The organism is Stappia sp. ES.058 (genome assembly GCF_900105595.1).
Classification (GTDB): Bacteria; Pseudomonadota; Alphaproteobacteria; order Rhizobiales; family Stappiaceae; genus Stappia.
This window is the reverse complement of record NZ_LT629784.1, coordinates 3,016,514-3,035,992: the sequence shown is the minus strand read 5'-3', so window position 1 is coordinate 3,035,992 and position 19,479 is coordinate 3,016,514. Positions and strand designations below refer to the sequence as shown.

The following is a 19,479-nucleotide window of genomic DNA, read 5'->3' as shown; positions in this document are numbered from 1 at the left end:
CAAGGCACTTTTTGGGAAAGACCGACCAACTCCATGCGATATGCCATCTACTACACACCGCCGAAGGATCACCCGCTCGTCGATCTGGCGGAGCAATGGCTCGGCCGCAGCGTGTTCGCACGGGAGGTGACCGCGGGCACCGTCGAGGGCCTGACACCGGAGGCACGGGCGCCGTGGACCGCATCGCCGCGCCGCTACGGGTTTCACGCCACGATGAAGGCGCCGTTCCGCCTGGCGGAGGGGCGCGACGAGGCCGGGCTGATCGCGTCCCTCGAGGCGTTCGCGGCAACCGCCGCGCCGGTGCCGCCTGCGCGTCTCGACGTCGAGAACCTGCGCGGCTTCCTGGCGCTGACCTTCGCCGACCCGACGCCGGATCTCGATGCGTTTGCGGGCGGTATCGTGCGGCATTTCGACGGATTCCGCGCCGCCCTGAGCGCGGACGAACGCGCCCGCCGAAAGCCGGAACACCTGGACGAGGCGCTGCGCCGCAATCTCGACACCTGGGGCTATCCTTATGTGTTCGAGGCGTTCCGCTTCCACATGACGCTGACGGAACGGCTTGACGCGCCTGATGCTTCACGGGCCGAACGGGCGCTTCGCTCCCATTTCGCGCCGCTGCTCGACATCCCCGTCGCCGTCGACCGCATCGCGCTTTGCCGCGAACCGCTCCCCGGCGCGCCCTTTACCTGTATCCACGCGGCGCCGCTTTCGGGCGCCGCGTCCAAAACCGCCTGAAAGACGAAGCGCATGGAAACGATTTTGACGAATGCCCGCATCGTGCTGGGCGACGAGGTGATCACCGGCACGCTGCACCTCAAGGACGGGGCGATCGCCGGTGTGGACACGACCGGCAGCACAGTGGCGGACGCCGAGGACATGGACGGCGACTATCTGATTCCCGGGCTCGTCGAGCTGCATACCGACCATCTGGAAAACCACTACATGCCGCGCCCGAAGGTGCGCTGGAACCCGATCGCGGCGGTCTGCGCCCATGACGCCCAGATCGCGACGAGCGGAATCACCACGGTGTTCGACGCGCTGCGCGTCGGGCTGGACGAGGACACGGATGCGACCGGCGAAGACATGCGCCGGCTTGCCGATGCCATCGAGGCGGGGGTGGCGAAGGACCGTCTCAGGGCGGATCATTTCATTCATCTGCGCTGCGAGGTGTCCGCACCCAATTGCCTGGAGAGCTTTCGCCTGTTCGACGATGACCCCAGGGTGCGGATCGCCTCGCTGATGGATCATTCGCCGGGGCAGCGCCAGTTCGCAAGCCTTGAGGCCTATGCGGTCTACTACAAGGGCAAGATGAAAATGGGCGACGCGGAATTCAACGCGTTCTGCGAACGTCGCCTGGCGCAGTCGGCGGAATATTCGGACAAGAACCGCAAGGCCGTCGCGGATCTTGCCCGTCCGCGCGGCATCGTGCTCGCCAGCCACGACGACGCCACCGGCGCGCATGTCGACGAGGCGGTCGAGCTGGGGATCAGGGTCGCGGAATTTCCAACGACCATGGAGGCGGCGCGGGCATCGAAAGAGCAGGGACTTTCGGTGCTGATGGGCGCGCCCAACGTGGTGCGCGGCGGCTCGCATTCCGGCAATATCTCGGCGCGTGCGCTGGCGGAACACGGGTTTCTCGACATTCTCTCATCGGACTACATTCCCTTCAGCCTGATTCAGGCCGCGTTCTTCCTCAGCGAGGTGGTGGACGAGGTCGATCTGCCGCAGGCGGTCGCCATGGTGTCACGCAATCCGGCGCGGGCGGCCGGGCTCGGGGACCGCGGGGAGATCGCCGTGAACAGGCGCGCCGATCTCGTCCGGGTCCGGGTCGAGGATCACATCCCGATCGTGCGTTGCGTGTGGCGCGAAGGGCGCCGCGTCGCGTGACGGAGATGGCAAACCCGGCCGGCGGCGCAACGGGCGCATCGCGACCCGGCCGGCTGATCGTGGTCGTCGGACCAAGCGGTGTCGGCAAGGACAGCCTGCTTGCCCGGGCAAGGAGCGAACTCGGTGACCGGTTGCATTTCGTGCGCCGCACGATTACCCGGCCGGTCGCCGAGGATGCCGAAGACCATGTTTCGGTCACATGCGCGGAGTTTGCGGCACGTGAGGCGGCGGGCGGGTTCTGCTTTTCCTGGCGCGCGCATGGCCTTTGCTATGGACTGCCCGCATCGCTGAACGATCATCTTGCCGCGGGCCTCCCCGCCGTCGTGAACGGGTCGCGCAAGGTGCTGCCGCAGATGGCGGCCTGCTTTCCAGGTCTCGCCATTGTCTCGATCACGGCGGATCCGCAGGTGATTGCCGCCAGGCTCGTGGCGCGTGGACGCGAAAGCGCGTCGCAGGTGGCCGAGCGGCTGGCGCGATCCGCGCCCGTGCCCGCCGTCGCCCCGATCCAGGTGATCGACAACTCGGGCGAACTGGAGAGCGTGGCTCACGATTTCGTCGCGGTTCTTCAGGCCCTCAGCCGGGAGGGATAGGCGGCGGCGCATGCGCCTTCGTCGATATGGGGTTCCAGGTTGCAACGCTGGGCCGCAAATCTGTGGCTTGCACGCAAATTTTCAGATATGTTTTCCGCCGTCCGCCAAGATGTGAGTCGTGCTGCCGGCGCCTGCTGATGCCGGGTCTTGACCGGGGCGGGCGGTTCGAATTGCAAATCTCATCAAAAGGTTGGAAACGTGACGGCTTTTCTGGCAACGCATGGAACGAGCGGACTGGTTCTCAGTCTGGATGACGAGGTCGCGAACGAGCGGATTGTCTCGGAAATCAAGCGGGGCCGTTACGAGGCCAGCGAACTCGCGATCGCGTCGCGGTTCGTGCGCGAGAGTGATCGGGTGCTGGAGCTTGGGGCCGGTGTCGGCTTCATTTCCGCCGGGGTGATGCGCAATGTCGGCCCGGCCTATTATGCGGCGGTTGAGGCCGATGCCAGACTGATTCCCCATATTCGCGAGACCCATGACCGCAACGCGGTGCATGGCGTCGAGGTCATCAATGCCGCTTTCACCAGCGATCCCGAAACGCTGGCGGCAGGGGCCGTTGCGTTCACGCTCCATCGCGAATTCTGGCGCTCTGGCATCGGCCAGACACAGCCGGGAAGCGCGGAAACGGTGAGTGTTCCCGCACGCGATGTCTCGCGGTTCCTCGACGAGAAGGACATCACCGTTTTGATTGCCGACATCGAAGGCGCCGAACTGGAACTCCTGCGGCACATGGACACCGCAGGGCTGGAGAAGATCGTCCTGGAGCTGCATCCCCAGCGGATCGGCAAGGCGGGCGTGCTCGAGATATTCCAGATTCTCTGCGCCAGCGGATTCGCCTACAACACGGCTTTGTCGGAGGGGTCGGTGGTGTGCTTTGAAGCGGTGACGTCGAGGTCCGCTGCAACGCAGGAACCTGCTTTTTCCACCGGCCGCGCCTGAATAGGCACGACGGGCGCGCGCACGTGCTTGGGATCGCAATTTTCACAAGGCGAGACACTTGTATTTCAGGGTTTTCCTGAATAATTATTTTGATATATCCGAATATATCCCAGTATTTTATCATAAAATTTTAAGATAAATTTATGGCTTCACAATAATTTATATTGATATGTTAATCACTCGTTAGAGCTGATAACATTAGTCTTGCGTGATGGCGCATTGTTTGTTTCCCGGCATCTTCTCCAGGCGGCGCGTGTCACGATCAAGAGTGAGAGACATGAAATATCTGCGGTTGGTTTGTGCCGGAATATTTTTGCTGGGGTCCGTTCTTGCAGGCTCCGTCCTGGCGGACGGTGAGGTTGTGCTGACTGTCGACGGTCGCGTCGCCGGCGATGCTCCCGCCGAGTTCACACTGGCCGACCTTCAGGCGCTCGGCACGGAGCGTATCGAAACCACAACGCCCTGGCACGACGGCTTGATGGTCTTCGAGGGCGTGGCATTGTCGAGACTGATGGCGCATGTCGGTGCCAGGGGAGACACGTTGACCGGCATCGCTCTCAACGACTTCTACACCGAGATCCCGCTGTCCGACGCGGCCGAATTCGACGTTCTCGTCGCATACCGTGCAAACGGGGCGGACCTGACGGTGCGCGACAAGGGGCCGCTTTTCATCATCTATCCGTTCGACCGATTTCCGGAGCTGCGGAACGAATTGTACTATTCCCGTTCCATCTGGCAGTTGCGTCGGTTGACGGTGAAATAGGGCCGCAAGGATGGCAGGGTTGGCGCGTGTTGGCGAAACGCTTATCGGCAAGGCCAGGCTTGTCGCCATCATGGTGCTGGGCGGTCTCGTGCTCGTCATCATGGTGCAGGCGGAGGCTGTGCTGACCACAGGCGAGGCGGTCAACCGATCGATGCGATACGATATCGCTATGAGCGGGCTGAACGGCAAGCTGGACGCTGTGAATGCGCTGGAACGGGCAGCGCGCTACGCGGCGAGCGGATCGGCGGAGGACGCCCGGGGCGCGCGTCTGTTTTACAATATCCTGCTCAGCCGAGTCGATACATGGTCCGCAGGGGCATTCGGGGCTTTCGTCGAGGCATCGCCGGAGCGGATCGCGCTCCTGCAGCGTGTGCGCGTTGATGTGGACCGGCTGGGGCCGCTCTATGCGCGCATCGAGGACCGCGAGGCGCTGGACGAGATTCGTCTGGTTCTGAGCGATGCGGCGCAGGCCTTGATGCATCTCGGTGGCCAGGCGATGACGGCAAATCTCGAGGAGGCTGCAGAGATCCGCAAGACCCTGCGCGAGCGTCAGGAATTCCAGAACGCGCTGGTCATGGTGCTGATCGTGTTTGGCGCGGTCTTGCTGGCGATGATGTCGTTTCAGGCACGCCGCCTGCGGCTGGCGCGCGAATTCGCGGAGCGCAGCGCCCGGAAGTTCGAACAGGTGGCACAGCGCGATCCCCTCACACAGCTCGCCAACCGGTTGGCGTTCGACGGTGCGCTGGACATGGCGATCCTCGACCGCAGTGCGGGCCGGCTGGCGGTCTATGCCATCGACCTCGACGGCTTCAAGGCGGTCAATGACATGCTGGGTCATGCCGCGGGCGACAGTCTGCTGGTGTCGGTCGCGCGCCGGCTGGAGGAAATCGTCTCCGGCTGGGGCGCAGACGGTCTTGTGTCGCGCCTTGGCGGCGACGAGTTCACAGTGCTGACCCGCGTAACGGGAGGCGACGGGCAGGCCGCGGCCAGGGCCCAGGAATTGATCGACGGGCTGCGTACGGCGCACGGCCTCGAATACGGAAACATCGTCGTCGATGTGACCATCGGCTTTGCGCTGGTCGATGCCGACACGATTGACGGCGATGCGGTCGTCCAGAACGCGGATCTTGCGCTCAGTCATGCCAAGACCTCGGGCAAGGGCCGGGCGCAGGCCTATGACGCGTCGATGCGCGAGGATGCAACGCGGCGGCAGGTGATCGAGGCCGGGTTCTCCTGTGCCTTGTCCAAAGGCGAGATCCTTCCGCACTATCAGCCGCAGGTCGAGATGGCCACCGGGCGGATCGTCGGTTTCGAGGCGCTGGCGCGCTGGCGTCATGCCGAACTTGGCTGGGTGCCGCCGGGCGAGTTCGTCAGGATCGCAGAGGCGTCGGGACGAATTGTCGAGATTGGCGAGCATATTCTGCGCACAGCCTGTCGCGATATCTGCCTGTTGCCGCAGGAGGTGCCGGTCGCCGTCAATCTTTCGGTCGCGCAACTCGCGCACAGCGACCTGCCGGACCGCGTCGCCGCCATTCTTGAGGAGACCGGGCTTTCTCCGGAACGCCTGAAACTTGAAGTGACCGAGAGCATGGTGATGAGCGATTCCACCCGTGCCCTTGCGACCTTGCGCCGGCTCAAGGACCTGGGCGTGTGGATCGCGCTCGATGACTTTGGAACCGGATATTCCGCACTGTCTTACCTGCGCGATTTCGCATGGGACGAATTGAAGGTCGATCGCAGTTTCGTCCAGACGCTGGAAAGCGATGCCCAAAGCCTGCTGATCATCCGGTCCATTGTCGAACTCGCGCGGCGGCTCAGCATCAGCGTCACGGTCGAGGGGGTCGAAACGCCGAGCCAGTGCGCGCTGCTGCGCCGGGCGGGCTGTCGCATTGCCCAGGGGTTCTATTACGGCCACGGGGTGCCGGCCAGCGAGCTTCCCGCGCAGTTGCAGCGCAGTTTCTCGAGAGTGCCGCTCCTGGAGAAGCCCGACGCATGGGGCAAGGGCGCCTGACACCTCTTGCAAGACGCCGTCCGCCGGGCGGGTGCGATGCGCTGCCGTGCGTCTTTCCTGCGTGGTTTGCGGTCGCCCCCCGAAGCTGATAACCAAATGCCAATCCTCGCATTCTGCGGCCACCCGCCCTTGTGCCAGCGGGGGTAAATGCCAAGAATCAAGCGTCGGAGGCCGATCGCGCCACCGCTCGCAAAGCGTATTACGGGAGCTTTCTCGCATGTCCGATCCATGCATCATCTGTGTCGCCATCACGGGGTCCGTGCCCAGGAAGTCGGACAATCCGGCGGTTCCGATCACCGTCAGCGAACAAGTCGAGAGCACGCAGGAATCCTTCGAGGCCGGGGCGACCATCGCGCATTGCCACGTGCGCGAGGACGACGGAACGCCCACGTCCGATCCCGATCGCTTTGCCAGACTGATGGAGGGCATCAAGACCCATTGCCCGGGCATGATCGTGCAGCTCTCGACCGGCGGCCGCTCGGGTGCGGGCAAGACGCGCGGCGGCATGCTGCCGCTTGCCCCCGAAATGGCGTCGCTCTCCGTCGGCTCGAACAACTTTCCCACCCGTGTCTACGAGAACCCTCCCGAACTGGTCGACTGGCTCGCCGGCGAAATGCGCACCTACAACATCAAGCCCGAGATCGAGGCCTTCGACCTGTCGCATATCTTCCAGGCGGCGGCGATGGTTCAGGACGGGCGGCTCGCCGCGCCGCTTCACGTTCAATTCGTCATGGGCGTGAAGAACGCCATGCCGGTCGACCGGCGGGTGTTCGAGTTCTATATCGAAACGACCCGGCGGCTGATGCCGGAGGCGACCTGGACCGCGGCGGGCATCGGGCGTCACCAGTTGGAGGTCAGCCGCTGGGCCATTGAGGCCGGCGGACATTGCCGCACCGGTCTGGAGGACAACATCCGGCTGGACCGCGACACGCTCGCCCCCTCCAACGCAGCCCTGGTGAAACGCACCGCCGATCTTTGCGCCGACTACAGCCGCCATCCGGCAAGCGTCGCGGAGGCTCGCGCAATCCTCGGTCTGCCGACATAGACATCAACGGCGACCCGCACGGCGGGTCGGTCCGCGCACGACCGTCATGTCCGATTGATATGTGTCAATTTTAAGTGACGCATGAAGGTGTAACTTTTCCGCATCACGGGAGGGTTTGTCATGCGCATCGTGCTCGTTCATCCGAACTATCATTCCGGCGGCGCCGAGATTGCCGGCAGCTGGCCGCCGGCGTGGGTCGCCTATCTCGCCGGCAGCCTTCGGCGCGCGGGTTTCGACGACATTCATTTCATTGATGCGATGACGCATCACCTCGACGACGACGCCCTGTCGGCGCGTCTCGCCGCGCTTCAGCCCGATATCGTCGGCGTCACGGCGATCACGCCGTCGATCTACACGGCTGAACGGGTGCTCGAGGTGGCACGCGATGCCTGCCCGGACGCGGTGCGGGTGCTGGGCGGCGTGCATGCGACCTTCATGTACAAGCAGGTCTTGAGCGAGGCGCCGCAGGTCGATGTGATCGTGCGCGGGGAGGGCGAGGAGATCTTCGCCACTCTGGTGACCGCCATCGCCGCCGGGCTCTGGCGCGATGCGGTGGGCGGGATCAAGGGGCTGGCTTTCCGCAAGGGCGACGAGATCATCGCAACGCCCGCCGCGCCGACGGTGAAGGACCTGGACGGCATCGATCCCGACTGGTCGCTGCTGGAGTGGGAAAACTACATCTATGTGCCGCTCGGCGTTCGCGTCGCGATCCCCAACATGGCGCGCGGTTGCCCCTTCACCTGTTCGTTCTGCTCGCAGTGGAAGTTCTGGCGCGACTACCGGGTGCGCGACCCGAGGAAGGTCGTCGACGAGATCGAGCGGCTGGTGACCGATCACCAGGTCGGCTTCTTCATCCTCGCGGACGAGGAACCCACCATCAACCGCAAGAAATTCATCGCCTTTTGCGAGGAATTGATCGCGCGCGGCCTGCCCGACAAGGTGAAATGGGGCATCAACACGCGGGTCACCGACATCCTGCGCGACGAGGCGCTGCTGCCGCTCTACCGCAAGGCGGGGCTGGTGCATGTCTCGCTCGGCACGGAAGCGGCGGCGCAGTTGAAGCTCGACCGGTTCAACAAGGAAACCAAGGTCGCCGACAACCGCCGCGCCATTGAGCTGTTGCGCAACGCCGACATCTTCGTCGAGGCGCAGTTCATCGTCGGGCTGGACAACGAGACCCCGGAAACCCTTGAGGAAACCTACAAGATGGCGCGGGACTGGAACCCGGATCTCGCCAACTGGGCGATGTACACGCCCTGGCCATTCTCGCCGCTCTATCAGGATCTTGGCGACAAGGTCGAGGTGTTCGACTTCTCGAAATACAATTTCGTCACGCCGATCATGAAGCCGGAGGCCATGGACCGCGCCGAACTGCTCGACCGGGTGATGAACAACTACCGCCGCTTCTACATGAAGAAGGCGCTGTTCGATTATCCCTGGCGCGGCAGCGGCTTTCGCCGGCGCTATTTGCTGGGTTGCCTGAAGGCGTTTCTCAGGGCCGGGTTCCAGCGCACCTTCTACGATCTCGGCAAGGTCGGCTACTGGGGGCCGCAATCGAAGAAGAAGGTCGATTTCCACTTCGACGACACGCGCAAGATCGCCCCGGCCCAGCTCGAGGACTGGGAGGCGGCCGCCGAGCGGGCGCAGAAGGCGAAGGCGGCCCGGCAACAGGCAGCCGCGCAAAAAGCGTGCGGCGGCAGCGAGGAGCAGATGGCCGATGCCTGAGCATGTCCGGCGCGATCACGCGGACCCGCATGGGCCCGGTGCGTCCGCCCAAGCGGTCATCGGTCCGAACGCGGCCCTGCAACTCGCTGCGGCGATGACGGCGCTCTCGGGCCTGCGGGAAGCCGAAAGGCTGTTCGAAAGAGCGGGCCTGTCCAGGTGGCTGTCGTCGCCGCCGGGTGACATGGTTCCGGTTTCCGACGTGGAGCACCTCTATTCGGTGCTGTATCGCGACTGGCCCGCGACCGCCGCTGCGTTGTGCGCCGATGCCGGCCGGCGAACGGCGGACTATGTGATCGCCAACCGCATTCCGGCATTCGCGCGCGGCCTGTTGCGGATGCTTCCCGCCGGGCTCGCCGCGCCCCTGCTTGCGCGCGCCGTGGCGCGCAATGCATGGACATTCACCGGCACGGGGCGGCTGAAGCTTCACTTCGGACAGCCGTTGACGTTCGTTCTCGAGGGGCACGCCTTGGCGCTTGCCGGCTGTCCCTGGCACCGGGCCGTGTTCTGCAGGCTGTTTCGCGTTCTCGTCAGCCCGCAGGCCACGGTCCGTCATGTGCCGGCGGTAGGGCCCGGCGGGCCCGGCGACCTCCTTATCGTTGCCTGGTCGCGCCCGCAGAATCCCTAATCCCGGGAGCGGTTTGCGTGTTCTCGCGGGCGAGGCCTCCCCTCATCAATCCTGGGCTACTTATTCCGTTTAATATATAATCTTGGTTCATTTAATACGCGTTGTGGCCGCGTGTGCGCTCACGAATTCATGGTTTGTGAAGGGCGGCGGATATATCTGGCGCATGACAGACAGCGCTGATCTCTCCTGCGGCGCACGAAATCTTGAACCCGGTGAGGTCTTTGAAATGCTTATGCAAAATCCCTGGAAGCAGACGATCGATGCCTTGTCCAGATCTCAGGCGATGATCGAGTTTGGTGTTGATGGCACCATCTTGTGGGCCAACGAAAACTTTCTCTCGGCGCTCGGTTACGCGCTTGAGGAAGTCGTCGGCAAGCATCACCGCATGTTCGTCGATGCCGACTACGCGCGCAGCGACAGCTACCACCGGTTCTGGCAGGACCTCGCCAAAGGCGCCTATCGGTCCGACGAGTTTTGCCGGTTCGGCAAGGACGGACGTGAAGTCTGGATCCAGGCGTCCTACAACCCGGTGAAGAACCGGGCCGGCAAGGTCCTCAAGGTGGTCAAGATTGCCTCCGACATCACGGCGCAGAAAACGAGGAGCGCCGACTTTGAAGGCCAGATCAACGCCATCAACCGGTCCCAGGCCGTGATCCATTTCGACCTTTCGGGCAATGTGCTCGATGCAAACGACAACTTCCTGTCGGTTATGGGGTATTCCCTGTCCGAGGTGCAGGGACGTCATCACAGTATCTTCGTCGTGCCGGAAGACCGGAAAAGCCAGGAGTACCAGCGGTTCTGGGCGGAGCTGCGGTCGGGCGAGTTCAAGAGAAGCGAGTTCCGGCGTCTCGGCAAGGATGGCAGGGAGATCTGGATCCAAGCCTCCTACAATCCGATCTTCGGTGCCAACGGCCAGCCTTTCAAGGTCGTGAAGTTCGCGACCGACATTACCGCCGAGGTAAGAGAGCGAAAGCGTCGCGTGGAGACGCAAGGCCGCATAGACGACCAGCTGAACGAGGTCGCGACGGCGCTTTCAGGGGCCACCGAACGCACGGCGCAGTCTGCCGATGCATCCAGCAAGACCTCCGCCAGCGTGCAGGCCGTGGCTGCCGCGGCCGAAGAGCTTGTCGCCTCGATCCAGGAGATCAGCCGCCAGGTCAACACATCCCGGGAAATCGCCGAAACCGCTGTAACGGAAGCGGTCCAGTCGGGTCGGGTGATCTCCGGTCTCTCCGAGGATGCCAAAACCATCGGCAGCGTGATCGAGTTGATCGACAACATTGCCAGTCAAACCAACCTGCTTGCCCTCAATGCGACCATCGAGGCGGCACGCGCCGGAGATGCCGGAAAGGGCTTTGCAGTCGTGGCCTCGGAAGTGAAAAGCCTGGCATCGCAGACGAGCCGCGCAACCGAGGAAATCTCGACCCAGATCGGGGCGGTTCAACAAACCACCGGCGAGGTGGTGAGGGCGATCGACAATATCATGTCCATCATCAATCAGATGAGCGAAATTGCGACGAGCATTTCGGCAGCTGTCGAAGAGCAGTCCGTCGTTTCGAGTGAGATCTCGGCCAACATGCAGTCGGTTGCCGAAGGGGTTGGCACCGTGACATCGACCATTGAGCAGGTCTCCGGGACCACAGCCCAGATCGATGCCGCTACGCAACGGATCCGCGAGGTCTCCGCCTCCCTTGCATGACCCCGGGTCGCAAGGGCGCGTCAGGACGTTCCGGCGCGCAGGATCACCCGGGTGCCGGCCCGCGACAGCCGGCGGGCGAGCGTTTCGGGGGGCGGTCTGTCGCATACGACCGCCGCGACATCGGTGATGTTGCCGCCGCGCACATGCGCCGGCCGGCCGAACTTGCTGGCGTCCAGAACCAGAAACGCCTGGCGGCAGTTGGCCAGGATCGCCTGACGGGCCGCGACCTCGGCTTCATGAAAATCGAGCAGCGTGCCGTCGGCGTCGACACCGGCCACGCCGAAGATGCCGATATCGACCTTGTAGCTTGAAAAGAAGCGGCGGGTGTCTTCTCCCAGGATGTCGCTGTCGCCATGGCGCAGGCGCCCGCCGGCGATGGTGACCTCGAAGCTGGCGCATTGCGAGGCGGCGAAGGCGACGTGAAGATTGTTGGTGAAGATGCGCAGGTTTCGATGCCGGACCAGGGCCTGCATCACGATCTCCGGCGTCGTTCCGATGGAAAACGCCAGGGCGGCACCATCTGCAACCTCTTCAGCGACCGCTTCCGCGATTGCGCGTTTCGCCGCAAGGTTCAGGATCTGGCGCCGGGCATAATGCAGGTTCCCGGACTGGGCCGGCGGCTCGACGCCGCCATGGGTCCGTCGCAGAACGCCGCGCCGGCACAGCCGCGTGAGGTCGCGGCGAATGGTTTGGGTGGTGACCCCGAACCGCCGGGCAAGCTCCTCCACGGAGGCAAATCCGTCCGATTGCACGAGATCGGCGATGTCGCGCTGGCGCGTCGTGATATCCGTGGTGCCGAACATGGATGCGGGCGTGCTCCCTGGCTCCCGAGGCCGTTTCCCGACGCATCAGGGTACGGGCCCATAAATGAGGTTGATATGGTTTGAGGCGGATTGCGTCTGGTCAAGAAGCGGCAAGTGCCGAGAAATACGGGCATTTTCAAGCCTTTCGCGACGCAGGTGAGGCCCGATCGGCGTCAAATCCGAAGGTCGGAAAAAGGACGTCGCCCCGTCTTGTCAGCGCGTTTGACCGGGCAACCGGCCCGCTCTCCAAACCTGTCCTCGCGGCGTTTTGCCATTTCCCATGCCATATCGGCCTCATTTACCGGTTCGTACCCTAGAACGTTCAGGTGACCGTTCGACTACGCTCATATGAACATAGAGTGACGTAACGTCGCCGTCTTATTTCTGCGGTCGCTTTTTCTCTCTCGCGCTCGCGTCGTCGCACGGGATCCGACGGGCTTCGGCTTTCGTAAATCCTCCCGAGCCATTGTGTAGCGGGCGATGCGCAATCATCGGGCCAGTTTTTGCAACTCGTTCTCATTTTCATTGACACTTGCAACTCATTCTCATATTCATGTGTGACGCTAGGAATGGTTCGTGACGGGCGAGCCGATGTGCAAAGGAGCGAGACACGACATGCGGGACTGGCTGAAACGGCAAATGACACTCGGTGCCGTGGCACTTGGCATGGCGCTCGCGCTCGGAGCGCCCACGCCGCTGTCCGCGCAGGACGCGCCGCTCAAGGTGGTCGCGACGACGGGAATGATCGCCGATGCCGCACGGCAAATCGGTGGAGACGCCGTCACTGTGCACGCGCTGATGGGGCCGGGTGTCGATCCGCATTCCTATCGCCAGACCCGCACCGACATTGTCGCTATGGTCAATTCGGATCTGGTGCTGCGCCACGGCCTGTATCTTGAGGCGCAGATGGAGGATTTTTTCGCCGGTCTCGGCAAGCGCAAGCCTGTGATCTCCGTCGCCGAGGTGCTCCCGCGCGACAAGCTGATCGCCCATGAGGAGTATGCCGACAAGTTCGATCCCCATGTGTGGATGGATCCGCAGCTTTGGTCCGATGCGATCGTTGCCGTGCGCGATGCGCTGATCGAGGCCCGGCCGGAGACGGAGGAGGTCTTCCGGGCCAATGCAGCGGCGCATCTTGAAGAGGTGGCGGCGCTCGCCGCCTATGCGCGCAAGGTGGAGGCAACCGTTCCGCAGGAGGCGCGCGTGCTGATCACCGCCCATGACGCGTTCAACTATTTCGGTCGGGCCCACGGATTCGAGGTGCTCGGCATCCAGGGGATTTCCACGCAAAGCGAGGCGGGATTGCAACGCGTGTCGGAACTGGTCGACGTGCTCGTGTCGCGCGGGATCAAGGCGGTCTTCGTGGAATCCTCCGTTTCCGACCGCAGCGTGCGCGCGCTCATAGAGGGGGCGGCGGCGCGCGGCCACGAGGTGTCGATCGGTGGCGAGCTCTTTTCGGATGCGATGGGCGAGGACGGGACCTACGAGGGGACCTATCTCGGCATGATCGATCACAATATGACTTTGATCGCCCGATCTCTGGGCGGATCGGCGCCCGAGCGCGGCGCAAACGGCCGCCTGGCGGCCGGCAGGTGAGCCGGATGCCGGCCGAAGACGCGAAACACGGCCGCGAAAGCGGCAGGGAGATCCTGATGGCATCGCCAAAGCTTGAACTCGCAGCCGAAGGTGGCGCTCGCGCGCCGTCTCCCGCGGAAATCGCGAATGCGTCCCTGGCGCTCAGCGAGATCACGGTCTCCTATGGTGAGAAGCCGGCGGTGTTCTCCGTCGATGCAGCGCTTCCCCGCGAAAGCATGGTCGCGATCATCGGGCCCAACGGCGCGGGCAAGTCGACGCTTCTCAAGGCCGCGCTCGGGATCGTGCCGCGCTTGTCGGGCACCGTGCGCGTCTTCGGCCAGGAACTGGAGCGCGCGCGCGACCGGGTGGCCTATGTGCCGCAGCGCGCCTCCGTCGACTGGGATTTTCCGACACGGGTGATCGACGTCGTCCTGATGGGCCTGTATCGCGAACTCGGCCTGCTGCGTTTCGTGCGCAAGACGCATCGCGAGCGGGCGTTCGGTTGCCTTGAGCGCGTCGGCATGGCCGACTTCGCGGAGCGCCAGATCGGCCAGCTTTCGGGTGGACAGCAGCAGCGCGTCTTCCTGGCGCGTGCCCTGGCGCAGGATGCCGATCTCTATCTGCTTGACGAACCCTTCGCCGGCGTCGACGCGGCGACGGAGAAGGCGATCATCGACGTGCTGCACACGCTCAAGGCGGCGCGCAAGACCGTGGTCTGCGTTCATCACGACCTGGCGACGGTGACCGATTATTTCGACCACGTGCTCTTGATCAACGTGCGCAAGGTCGCGGAAGGCCCGACGGCGACCACCTTCACCGCGGAAAACCTTCAGGCAACCTACGGCGGGCGCCTGGCATCCACACACATAGACCAACTCAAGCTGTCGAGCTGATCCGCCATGCCAGACGCTATGCCAGACGCCATCCTGTCCGCGCTTCTGCTTCAGGCCGGCTACAACGCCGCGCTCGTCGCTGTCGGGTCCGCGCTGCTCGGCATCGCCGCCGGCGCGGGTGGAACCTTTCTCTTCTTGCGCAAGCGCGCGCTGGTCAGCGACGCCGTGGCCCATGCCACGCTTCCCGGCATCGGGCTGGCGTTTATCGTCATGGTCGCGCTCGGCGGCGACGGCCGCAATCTGATCGGCCTGTTGGCCGGCTCGGCATTGTCGGCCGCTGTCGGGCTTTTGCTGGTCGACTGGATCGTGCGCCACACGCGCCTTGCCGAGGATGTCGCCATCGGCTCGGTGCTGTCGGTGTTCTTCGGGCTGGGGATCGTCCTTTTGACCGTCATCCAGTCGATGTCGAGCGGACGGCAGGCGGGGCTCGAGGGCTTTCTCCTCGGATCGACGGCGGGAATGCTGCGCCAGGACGCGCTGGTGATCGCAGGCGGTGGCGCGATGGCGCTGGCGGTGCTGTTGCTGTTGCGCCGGCCGATGACGCTGGTCGCCTTCGATCCGGGCTATGCCGCGGCCCGCGGCGTGCGGGTTCGGGCCGTCGATCTCGCCATGATGGCGCTGGTGCTCGCGGTGACGGTGATCGGGTTGAAGGTTGTCGGCCTGATCCTGATCGTCGCCATGCTGATCATTCCGCCGGTCACCGCACGGCTCTGGAGCGAGCGGACGGACACCGTCGTGCTCGGTGCGGGAGCGCTCGGCGGGCTTGCCGGGTATCTCGGCGCGGCGATATCCGCCTCCGCGCCCAACCTGCCGACGGGGCCGATCATCGTGCTTGTGTCCTTCACCCTGTTTTGCTTTTCGCTGCTTCTGGCGCCCAATCGTGGCGTGCTGGCGGCCGGCTTGCGGCATCGGCGTTTCCAGCGTCGGGTGCACCGTCGGCAGGGTCTGCTGGCGCTTGCCCGCAACGAGCCGATCCTCGATCCGCTGACGTTGAAGGTGCTGGCGCGCGACGGGCTGATCCGCCCCGACAAGGTGGCGACCGAGGCGGGGCGGGCCCGGGCCGCCAAGGCGCTCAGGGACGAGCGCCGCTGGGAGGTCGCGCGCCGGATGCATCAGGACGAGGGGGCATCGGGGCGCTACGACGGCCTGACCTCCATCGAGACGATGCTGACGGCGGACGAGATCGCGGCGATTGACGCGCGGATCGGTTCGCCGAAGCTTGCCGACAAGGGAGCCGGCTGATCATGGACGCCTTTTTGCAACTCTCGCTCACGCCGATCCTGATCGGCGTCCTGTCGGCGATTGCCTGTGCCTTGCCCGGCAATTTCCTCATCCTGCGCCGGCAGGCGTTGATCGGGGATGCGATCAGCCATGTGGTGCTGCCGGGCATCGTCGTCGCCTTCCTCGCCACCGGGGTCATTGCCGCCCTGCCGATGCTGATCGGCGCGGCCGGGGCGGCGCTGGTCGCGGTGGTTCTGATCGAGACGATCAAGCGGGTCGGACGGATCGAGCCGGGGGCCGCCATGGGGGTCGTTTTCACATCCATGTTCGCCGGCGGCGTCCTGTTGCTGGAGCAGACCGACACGAGCGCGGTGCATCTCGATGTCGAGCATGCGCTGATGGGCAATCTGGAAAGCCTGATCTGGTTCGACGCCACCGGATGGGGCTCTCTGCTCGATCCGGTGGCGCTTGCGGGACTGCCGACCGAATTGCCGCGCATTGCGGTGGTGGCGGCCGCGATCGCCGTGTTGACGTTCGTTTTCTGGCGCCCGCTCAAGCTGTCGACGTTTGACGAGGGTTTTGCCGCGACGCTCGGCGTGCCCACGCGCACCATCGGGCTGGCGCTGGTCGCCGCCTCCGCCGTCGCGGCGGTCGCCGCCTTCGACGCGGTCGGGTCGATCATCGTCATCGCGATGTTCATCTGTCCTCCGGCGGCGGCCCGTTTGATGACCAACCGGCTGGAGGCCCAGGTCGGCTGGAGCGTCGTCTTTGCCACGCTATCGGCCGTTGTCGGATATGTGCTGGCCGGCTACGGCCCGCTCTGGTTCGGCGCACAGAACGCGGTGAGCGCCGCGGGCATGATCGCGGCGGTGTCCGGCGTCATTCTCGCCCTTGCTTGCCTTGCGGCTCCGCACCGCCGCCGCATCGGTGCCGCGCAGGGGCAGGGCTGACCGCCAGCCAGAGGCTCTCCGAAGGCCCTCCGCCGGTTTCGCGTTTCGTAGAAATCAGTTTGCGGGACGACCGGTTTTCCACCAGGGCGGTCTTACCCCGATGCTGTTTGCCGCCGGGTACGCATGAACATCCAAATGCCCGTTCGCGACACGCGCCGGTGGCCGTCCTCCGGTTCCGTCTGAAGCGCGCGCGCCGACGAGCGTTTGAGATCTGAAATATTATGATAATATGTATTAATGACTAAATTTACACGCATTTTTTGCATGAGTTGCATTCAGGTTGTAATTCTTACGTTAGGATAATGCGCGAAATTGACTTGTAAGTTGCACTCTGGAATGTCAATCTTCGCGCATAGGTAGATTTTCGGATTTTCTCTAATTTATCGCGATGCGAGGACGCCATGTTTGATATCACCACAGTGCGCGAAATCGATTACGGCCCGAACGGCGTCGTCTACGTCTATCAGGATCACGACAATCCCAAGCTTTGGTACATGGTGCCGGTTCCCACGCTGCGCACGGTGAACGGCGCGCCCGCGTTCTCGATCGCCGAATACACCAAGAATGGCGGCGGTCTGTCGGGACTGTGCACCTTCGAGATGGAACTCGTGCAACCGCTTGCCGCGCGGCAGGCGGCGGAGGCGGTTCTCGGCGACGACATCAGCTGGGGCGGCTTCACCTGGGTCGGGGGGACGGCCTATTTCCACTATGACATCGAGGGCGAGACCGAGGTTCTCGCGGTCGAGCCGACGCTCTACGGCACGAATGTCGCGGCCTTCCAGATTCCGCTGGAAACGGCGGAGGCGCTCAACACCTTCAAGGCGGCCTATTCCGAAGGCGGCGGCGCCTCGCCCTTCCGCGTCGAATACGACATGCAGGTGCTGACCAAGCTGCTCGGCGCCAAGGCCACGGTCAAATACGTGGCCGAGGCTGCGATCCACTACGAAAAGACCTACAAGACCGTGCGCGACACCTGGGGCAACCAGAAACAGGTCCTGCAGGACGTCAAGCAGGTGCTGCAGCAGTCGGGCGCCGGCGAGGTGAAGGTTACGATCGGCGCCGGCAGCACGCAGGAACTGGAACAGCGCGTGCGCGACTGGGGCTGGACCACGCTGGAAAACCAGGTGGCGAACACGGTTGCGGCGGCCGCGACCATGGCGACCGGCCCCAATCCGGTGTCGGCCACCACGTCCTTCGAGCAGAGCTACAGCGAGGACACGGTGATCGACTGGTCCACGCCGGTCTCGAGCTTCATGGAGAAATTCTCCAGCGAAGAGTGGAACAAGCTCTTCATTCAGGTCGACAACCGCAAGCTCTCCGTCGTGTTCAACCTGATCGGCCAGCTGGCACGCACCGACAACGGCGATGCGGTTGCCGAATCCGTGACCGTCACCGTCGACTATCCGACCCGCAAGACCGGCAACACCTTCATGCTGATCGTCAAGGACGGCGACCAGTCGTCGATGATCTACGAGGCGCCCGGCGATTTTCCCGGCGGGTCCTTCAATGGCGAATACACCTATTCCTATGTGATCCAGTTCAAGGACGGCACGACCTTCCAGAGCGATCCGGTCACCACTTCCGACACGCTCGTCAACATCACGCCGAACGTCTTCGGCACGCGCCAGGTCACGTTCATCGGGCAGGCAATCCCCTTTTCGGGAAGCACTGCGGTCAAGGCGGTCAACATCGACTTCTTCTTCGCGCCGCCCTCGGGCAGCCCGGCCATCGTCCAGACCAAGACGATGATCGACAACGGCGAGGACGGGGCGCTCACCTTCGACAGCTACTACAACCTGCCCATCGGCCAAGCCTACAGCTACCGCCTGCGCTATCAGATGTCGGACAATTCCGAGGTCGTCTCCCAGCCGCCGGGCGCCTTGTCGAGCGCTCCGGACAACACGACCTCCGGCAATGCCGACATCGTTTTCGTCAAGGATCCCAAGGGGCTGTTCACGCAGTTCACGCTGCGCGCCTTCAACTACGCCGACCAGGCGCAGGATCTGATGCTGGTCGACGTCAACGCGCAGTACTTCGATCCGGCGAACGACCCCAACGGTTGGCTGTTCGAGAACACCTGGTCGAACTGGCAGCCGCAGGGTCTGCTCAGTTTCGCCGAGCCGCGCTGGAACTTCCAGGCGGTCGACAACACAAATTCCGCCTACTACAACATCGCCGGCACCATCTTCTATACGGACGGATCGGACTTCACGCTCGCCAACTACAAGCAGTCGAGCGAATACAAGACGCTGACGGTCACCAACACCATCGAAAACTACAGCGTGCTCGTCGACACCTCGCTGATCGACTGGTCGCAGGTGGCGAGCGTCAATCTGACCATGTTCCAGCTCAAGAAGACGGCCAAGGAGGAGTTCGGCGAAAAGCTGCCGGACTTCTTCACAAAGCCGCGCGAGGAAATGACCAGCGAGGAGCGGGCGGTGGCGCAGGGGTCGCAGGACAATCTGCTCCTGTTCAGCATCCTGAGCCCGGCCGGAACGCCGCGTGTCGACGATCTCGACCGCTATTATGGCGTGCAGCGGCCGCGGATTGATCCGACGGTCGAGTTCTACTACACGGCCGTCTACGTGATGAAGACGAACGGCGAGCAACGCACGCTGACCGACCAGAAGGTGGAAGGAAAGCTCTCGGTGGAACTCCCGGCCCTGCCGCCGGCGAACGTCCAGCCGGGCATCGTCCGTCACAGCATCGAACCCGAAGCGCTCATCGCGCATATGCGCGCCGCGGGCTAGGAC

The 19,479-nt window shown here is 63.8% G+C and carries 16 protein-coding genes; 15 read left to right on the top strand and 1 reads right to left on the bottom strand.

Annotated elements, in window-relative coordinates; genetic code table 11:
• Positions 1-33: 33 nt before the first annotated feature.
• From BLU32_RS14125 to BLU32_RS14080, 10 genes are all read left to right on the top strand, one after another.
• The gene (locus tag BLU32_RS14125; RefSeq protein WP_093807959.1) at positions 34-735 is read left to right on the top strand and encodes a DUF1045 domain-containing protein; all 702 of its coding nucleotides are present in this window, start codon (positions 34-36) and stop codon (positions 733-735) included.
• A gap of 12 nt (positions 736-747) precedes the next feature.
• On the top strand, positions 748-1,887 hold the full coding sequence (locus BLU32_RS14120) for an alpha-D-ribose 1-methylphosphonate 5-triphosphate diphosphatase (protein WP_093807957.1): 1,140 nt from the start codon (positions 748-750) through the stop codon (positions 1,885-1,887).
• Between the two features lie 5 nt (positions 1,888-1,892).
• Positions 1,893-2,477, top strand: coding sequence for a phosphonate metabolism protein/1,5-bisphosphokinase (PRPP-forming) PhnN (gene phnN / locus BLU32_RS14115; protein WP_093807955.1), 585 nt, complete (start codon positions 1,893-1,895; stop codon positions 2,475-2,477).
• A gap of 198 nt (positions 2,478-2,675) precedes the next feature.
• Positions 2,676-3,416: an FkbM family methyltransferase gene (locus BLU32_RS14110; protein ID WP_093807953.1), complete on the top strand. Its 741-nt coding sequence runs from the start codon at positions 2,676-2,678 to the stop codon at positions 3,414-3,416.
• A gap of 313 nt (positions 3,417-3,729) precedes the next feature.
• Complete coding sequence (locus BLU32_RS14105) at positions 3,730-4,179, top strand: molybdopterin-dependent oxidoreductase (RefSeq protein WP_157727683.1); 450 nt, start codon at positions 3,730-3,732, stop codon at positions 4,177-4,179.
• A gap of 19 nt (positions 4,180-4,198) precedes the next feature.
• Complete coding sequence (locus BLU32_RS14100; RefSeq protein WP_172838571.1) at positions 4,199-6,190, top strand: bifunctional diguanylate cyclase/phosphodiesterase; 1,992 nt, start codon at positions 4,199-4,201, stop codon at positions 6,188-6,190.
• Between the two features lie 217 nt (positions 6,191-6,407).
• Positions 6,408-7,235 carry a 3-keto-5-aminohexanoate cleavage protein gene (locus BLU32_RS14095; protein WP_093807947.1) on the top strand — a complete coding sequence of 276 codons (828 nt, stop codon included), beginning with the start codon at positions 6,408-6,410 and terminating at the stop codon, positions 7,233-7,235.
• A 120-nt stretch (positions 7,236-7,355) separates the two neighbouring features.
• Positions 7,356-8,960, top strand: a complete 1,605-nt coding sequence (gene bchE / locus BLU32_RS14090; RefSeq protein WP_093807945.1) for a magnesium-protoporphyrin IX monomethyl ester anaerobic oxidative cyclase — start codon at positions 7,356-7,358, stop codon at positions 8,958-8,960.
• Positions 8,953-9,585 (top strand): bacteriochlorophyll 4-vinyl reductase, encoded by a 633-nt coding sequence (gene bchJ / locus BLU32_RS14085; protein ID WP_093807943.1) that lies wholly within the window; start codon positions 8,953-8,955, stop codon positions 9,583-9,585. Before bchE ends, bchJ begins: the two co-directional genes overlap by 8 nt.
• Positions 9,586-9,748: 163 nt before the next feature.
• Positions 9,749-11,284 (top strand): PAS domain S-box protein, encoded by a 1,536-nt coding sequence (locus tag BLU32_RS14080; RefSeq protein WP_371326932.1) that lies wholly within the window; start codon positions 9,749-9,751, stop codon positions 11,282-11,284.
• A 20-nt stretch (positions 11,285-11,304) separates the two neighbouring features.
• Here BLU32_RS14080 and BLU32_RS14075 read toward each other — a convergent pair whose 3' ends face one another.
• Positions 11,305-12,087: a DeoR/GlpR family DNA-binding transcription regulator gene (locus tag BLU32_RS14075; protein ID WP_093807941.1), complete on the bottom strand. Its 783-nt coding sequence runs from the start codon at positions 12,085-12,087 to the stop codon at positions 11,305-11,307.
• Between the two features lie 639 nt (positions 12,088-12,726).
• Between BLU32_RS14075 and BLU32_RS14070 the strand changes: the two genes are divergently transcribed.
• The 5 genes from BLU32_RS14070 (at position 12,727) to BLU32_RS14050 (ending at position 19,476) form a co-directional block, all read left to right on the top strand.
• Positions 12,727-13,683 (top strand): metal ABC transporter solute-binding protein, Zn/Mn family, encoded by a 957-nt coding sequence (locus BLU32_RS14070; RefSeq protein ID WP_244501709.1) that lies wholly within the window; start codon positions 12,727-12,729, stop codon positions 13,681-13,683.
• A gap of 5 nt (positions 13,684-13,688) precedes the next feature.
• Positions 13,689-14,555 (top strand): metal ABC transporter ATP-binding protein, encoded by an 867-nt coding sequence (locus BLU32_RS14065; RefSeq protein ID WP_244501708.1) that lies wholly within the window; start codon positions 13,689-13,691, stop codon positions 14,553-14,555.
• A 6-nt stretch (positions 14,556-14,561) separates the two neighbouring features.
• On the top strand, positions 14,562-15,797 hold the full coding sequence (locus BLU32_RS14060) for a metal ABC transporter permease (protein ID WP_244501707.1): 1,236 nt from the start codon (positions 14,562-14,564) through the stop codon (positions 15,795-15,797).
• A gap of 2 nt (positions 15,798-15,799) precedes the next feature.
• The gene (locus BLU32_RS14055) at positions 15,800-16,726 is read left to right on the top strand and encodes a metal ABC transporter permease (protein ID WP_093807935.1); all 927 of its coding nucleotides are present in this window, start codon (positions 15,800-15,802) and stop codon (positions 16,724-16,726) included.
• A 401-nt stretch (positions 16,727-17,127) separates the two neighbouring features.
• Positions 17,128-19,476, top strand: coding sequence for a hypothetical protein (locus BLU32_RS14050; protein ID WP_093807933.1), 2,349 nt, complete (start codon positions 17,128-17,130; stop codon positions 19,474-19,476).
• The last annotated feature ends 3 nt before the right edge of the window (positions 19,477-19,479 follow it).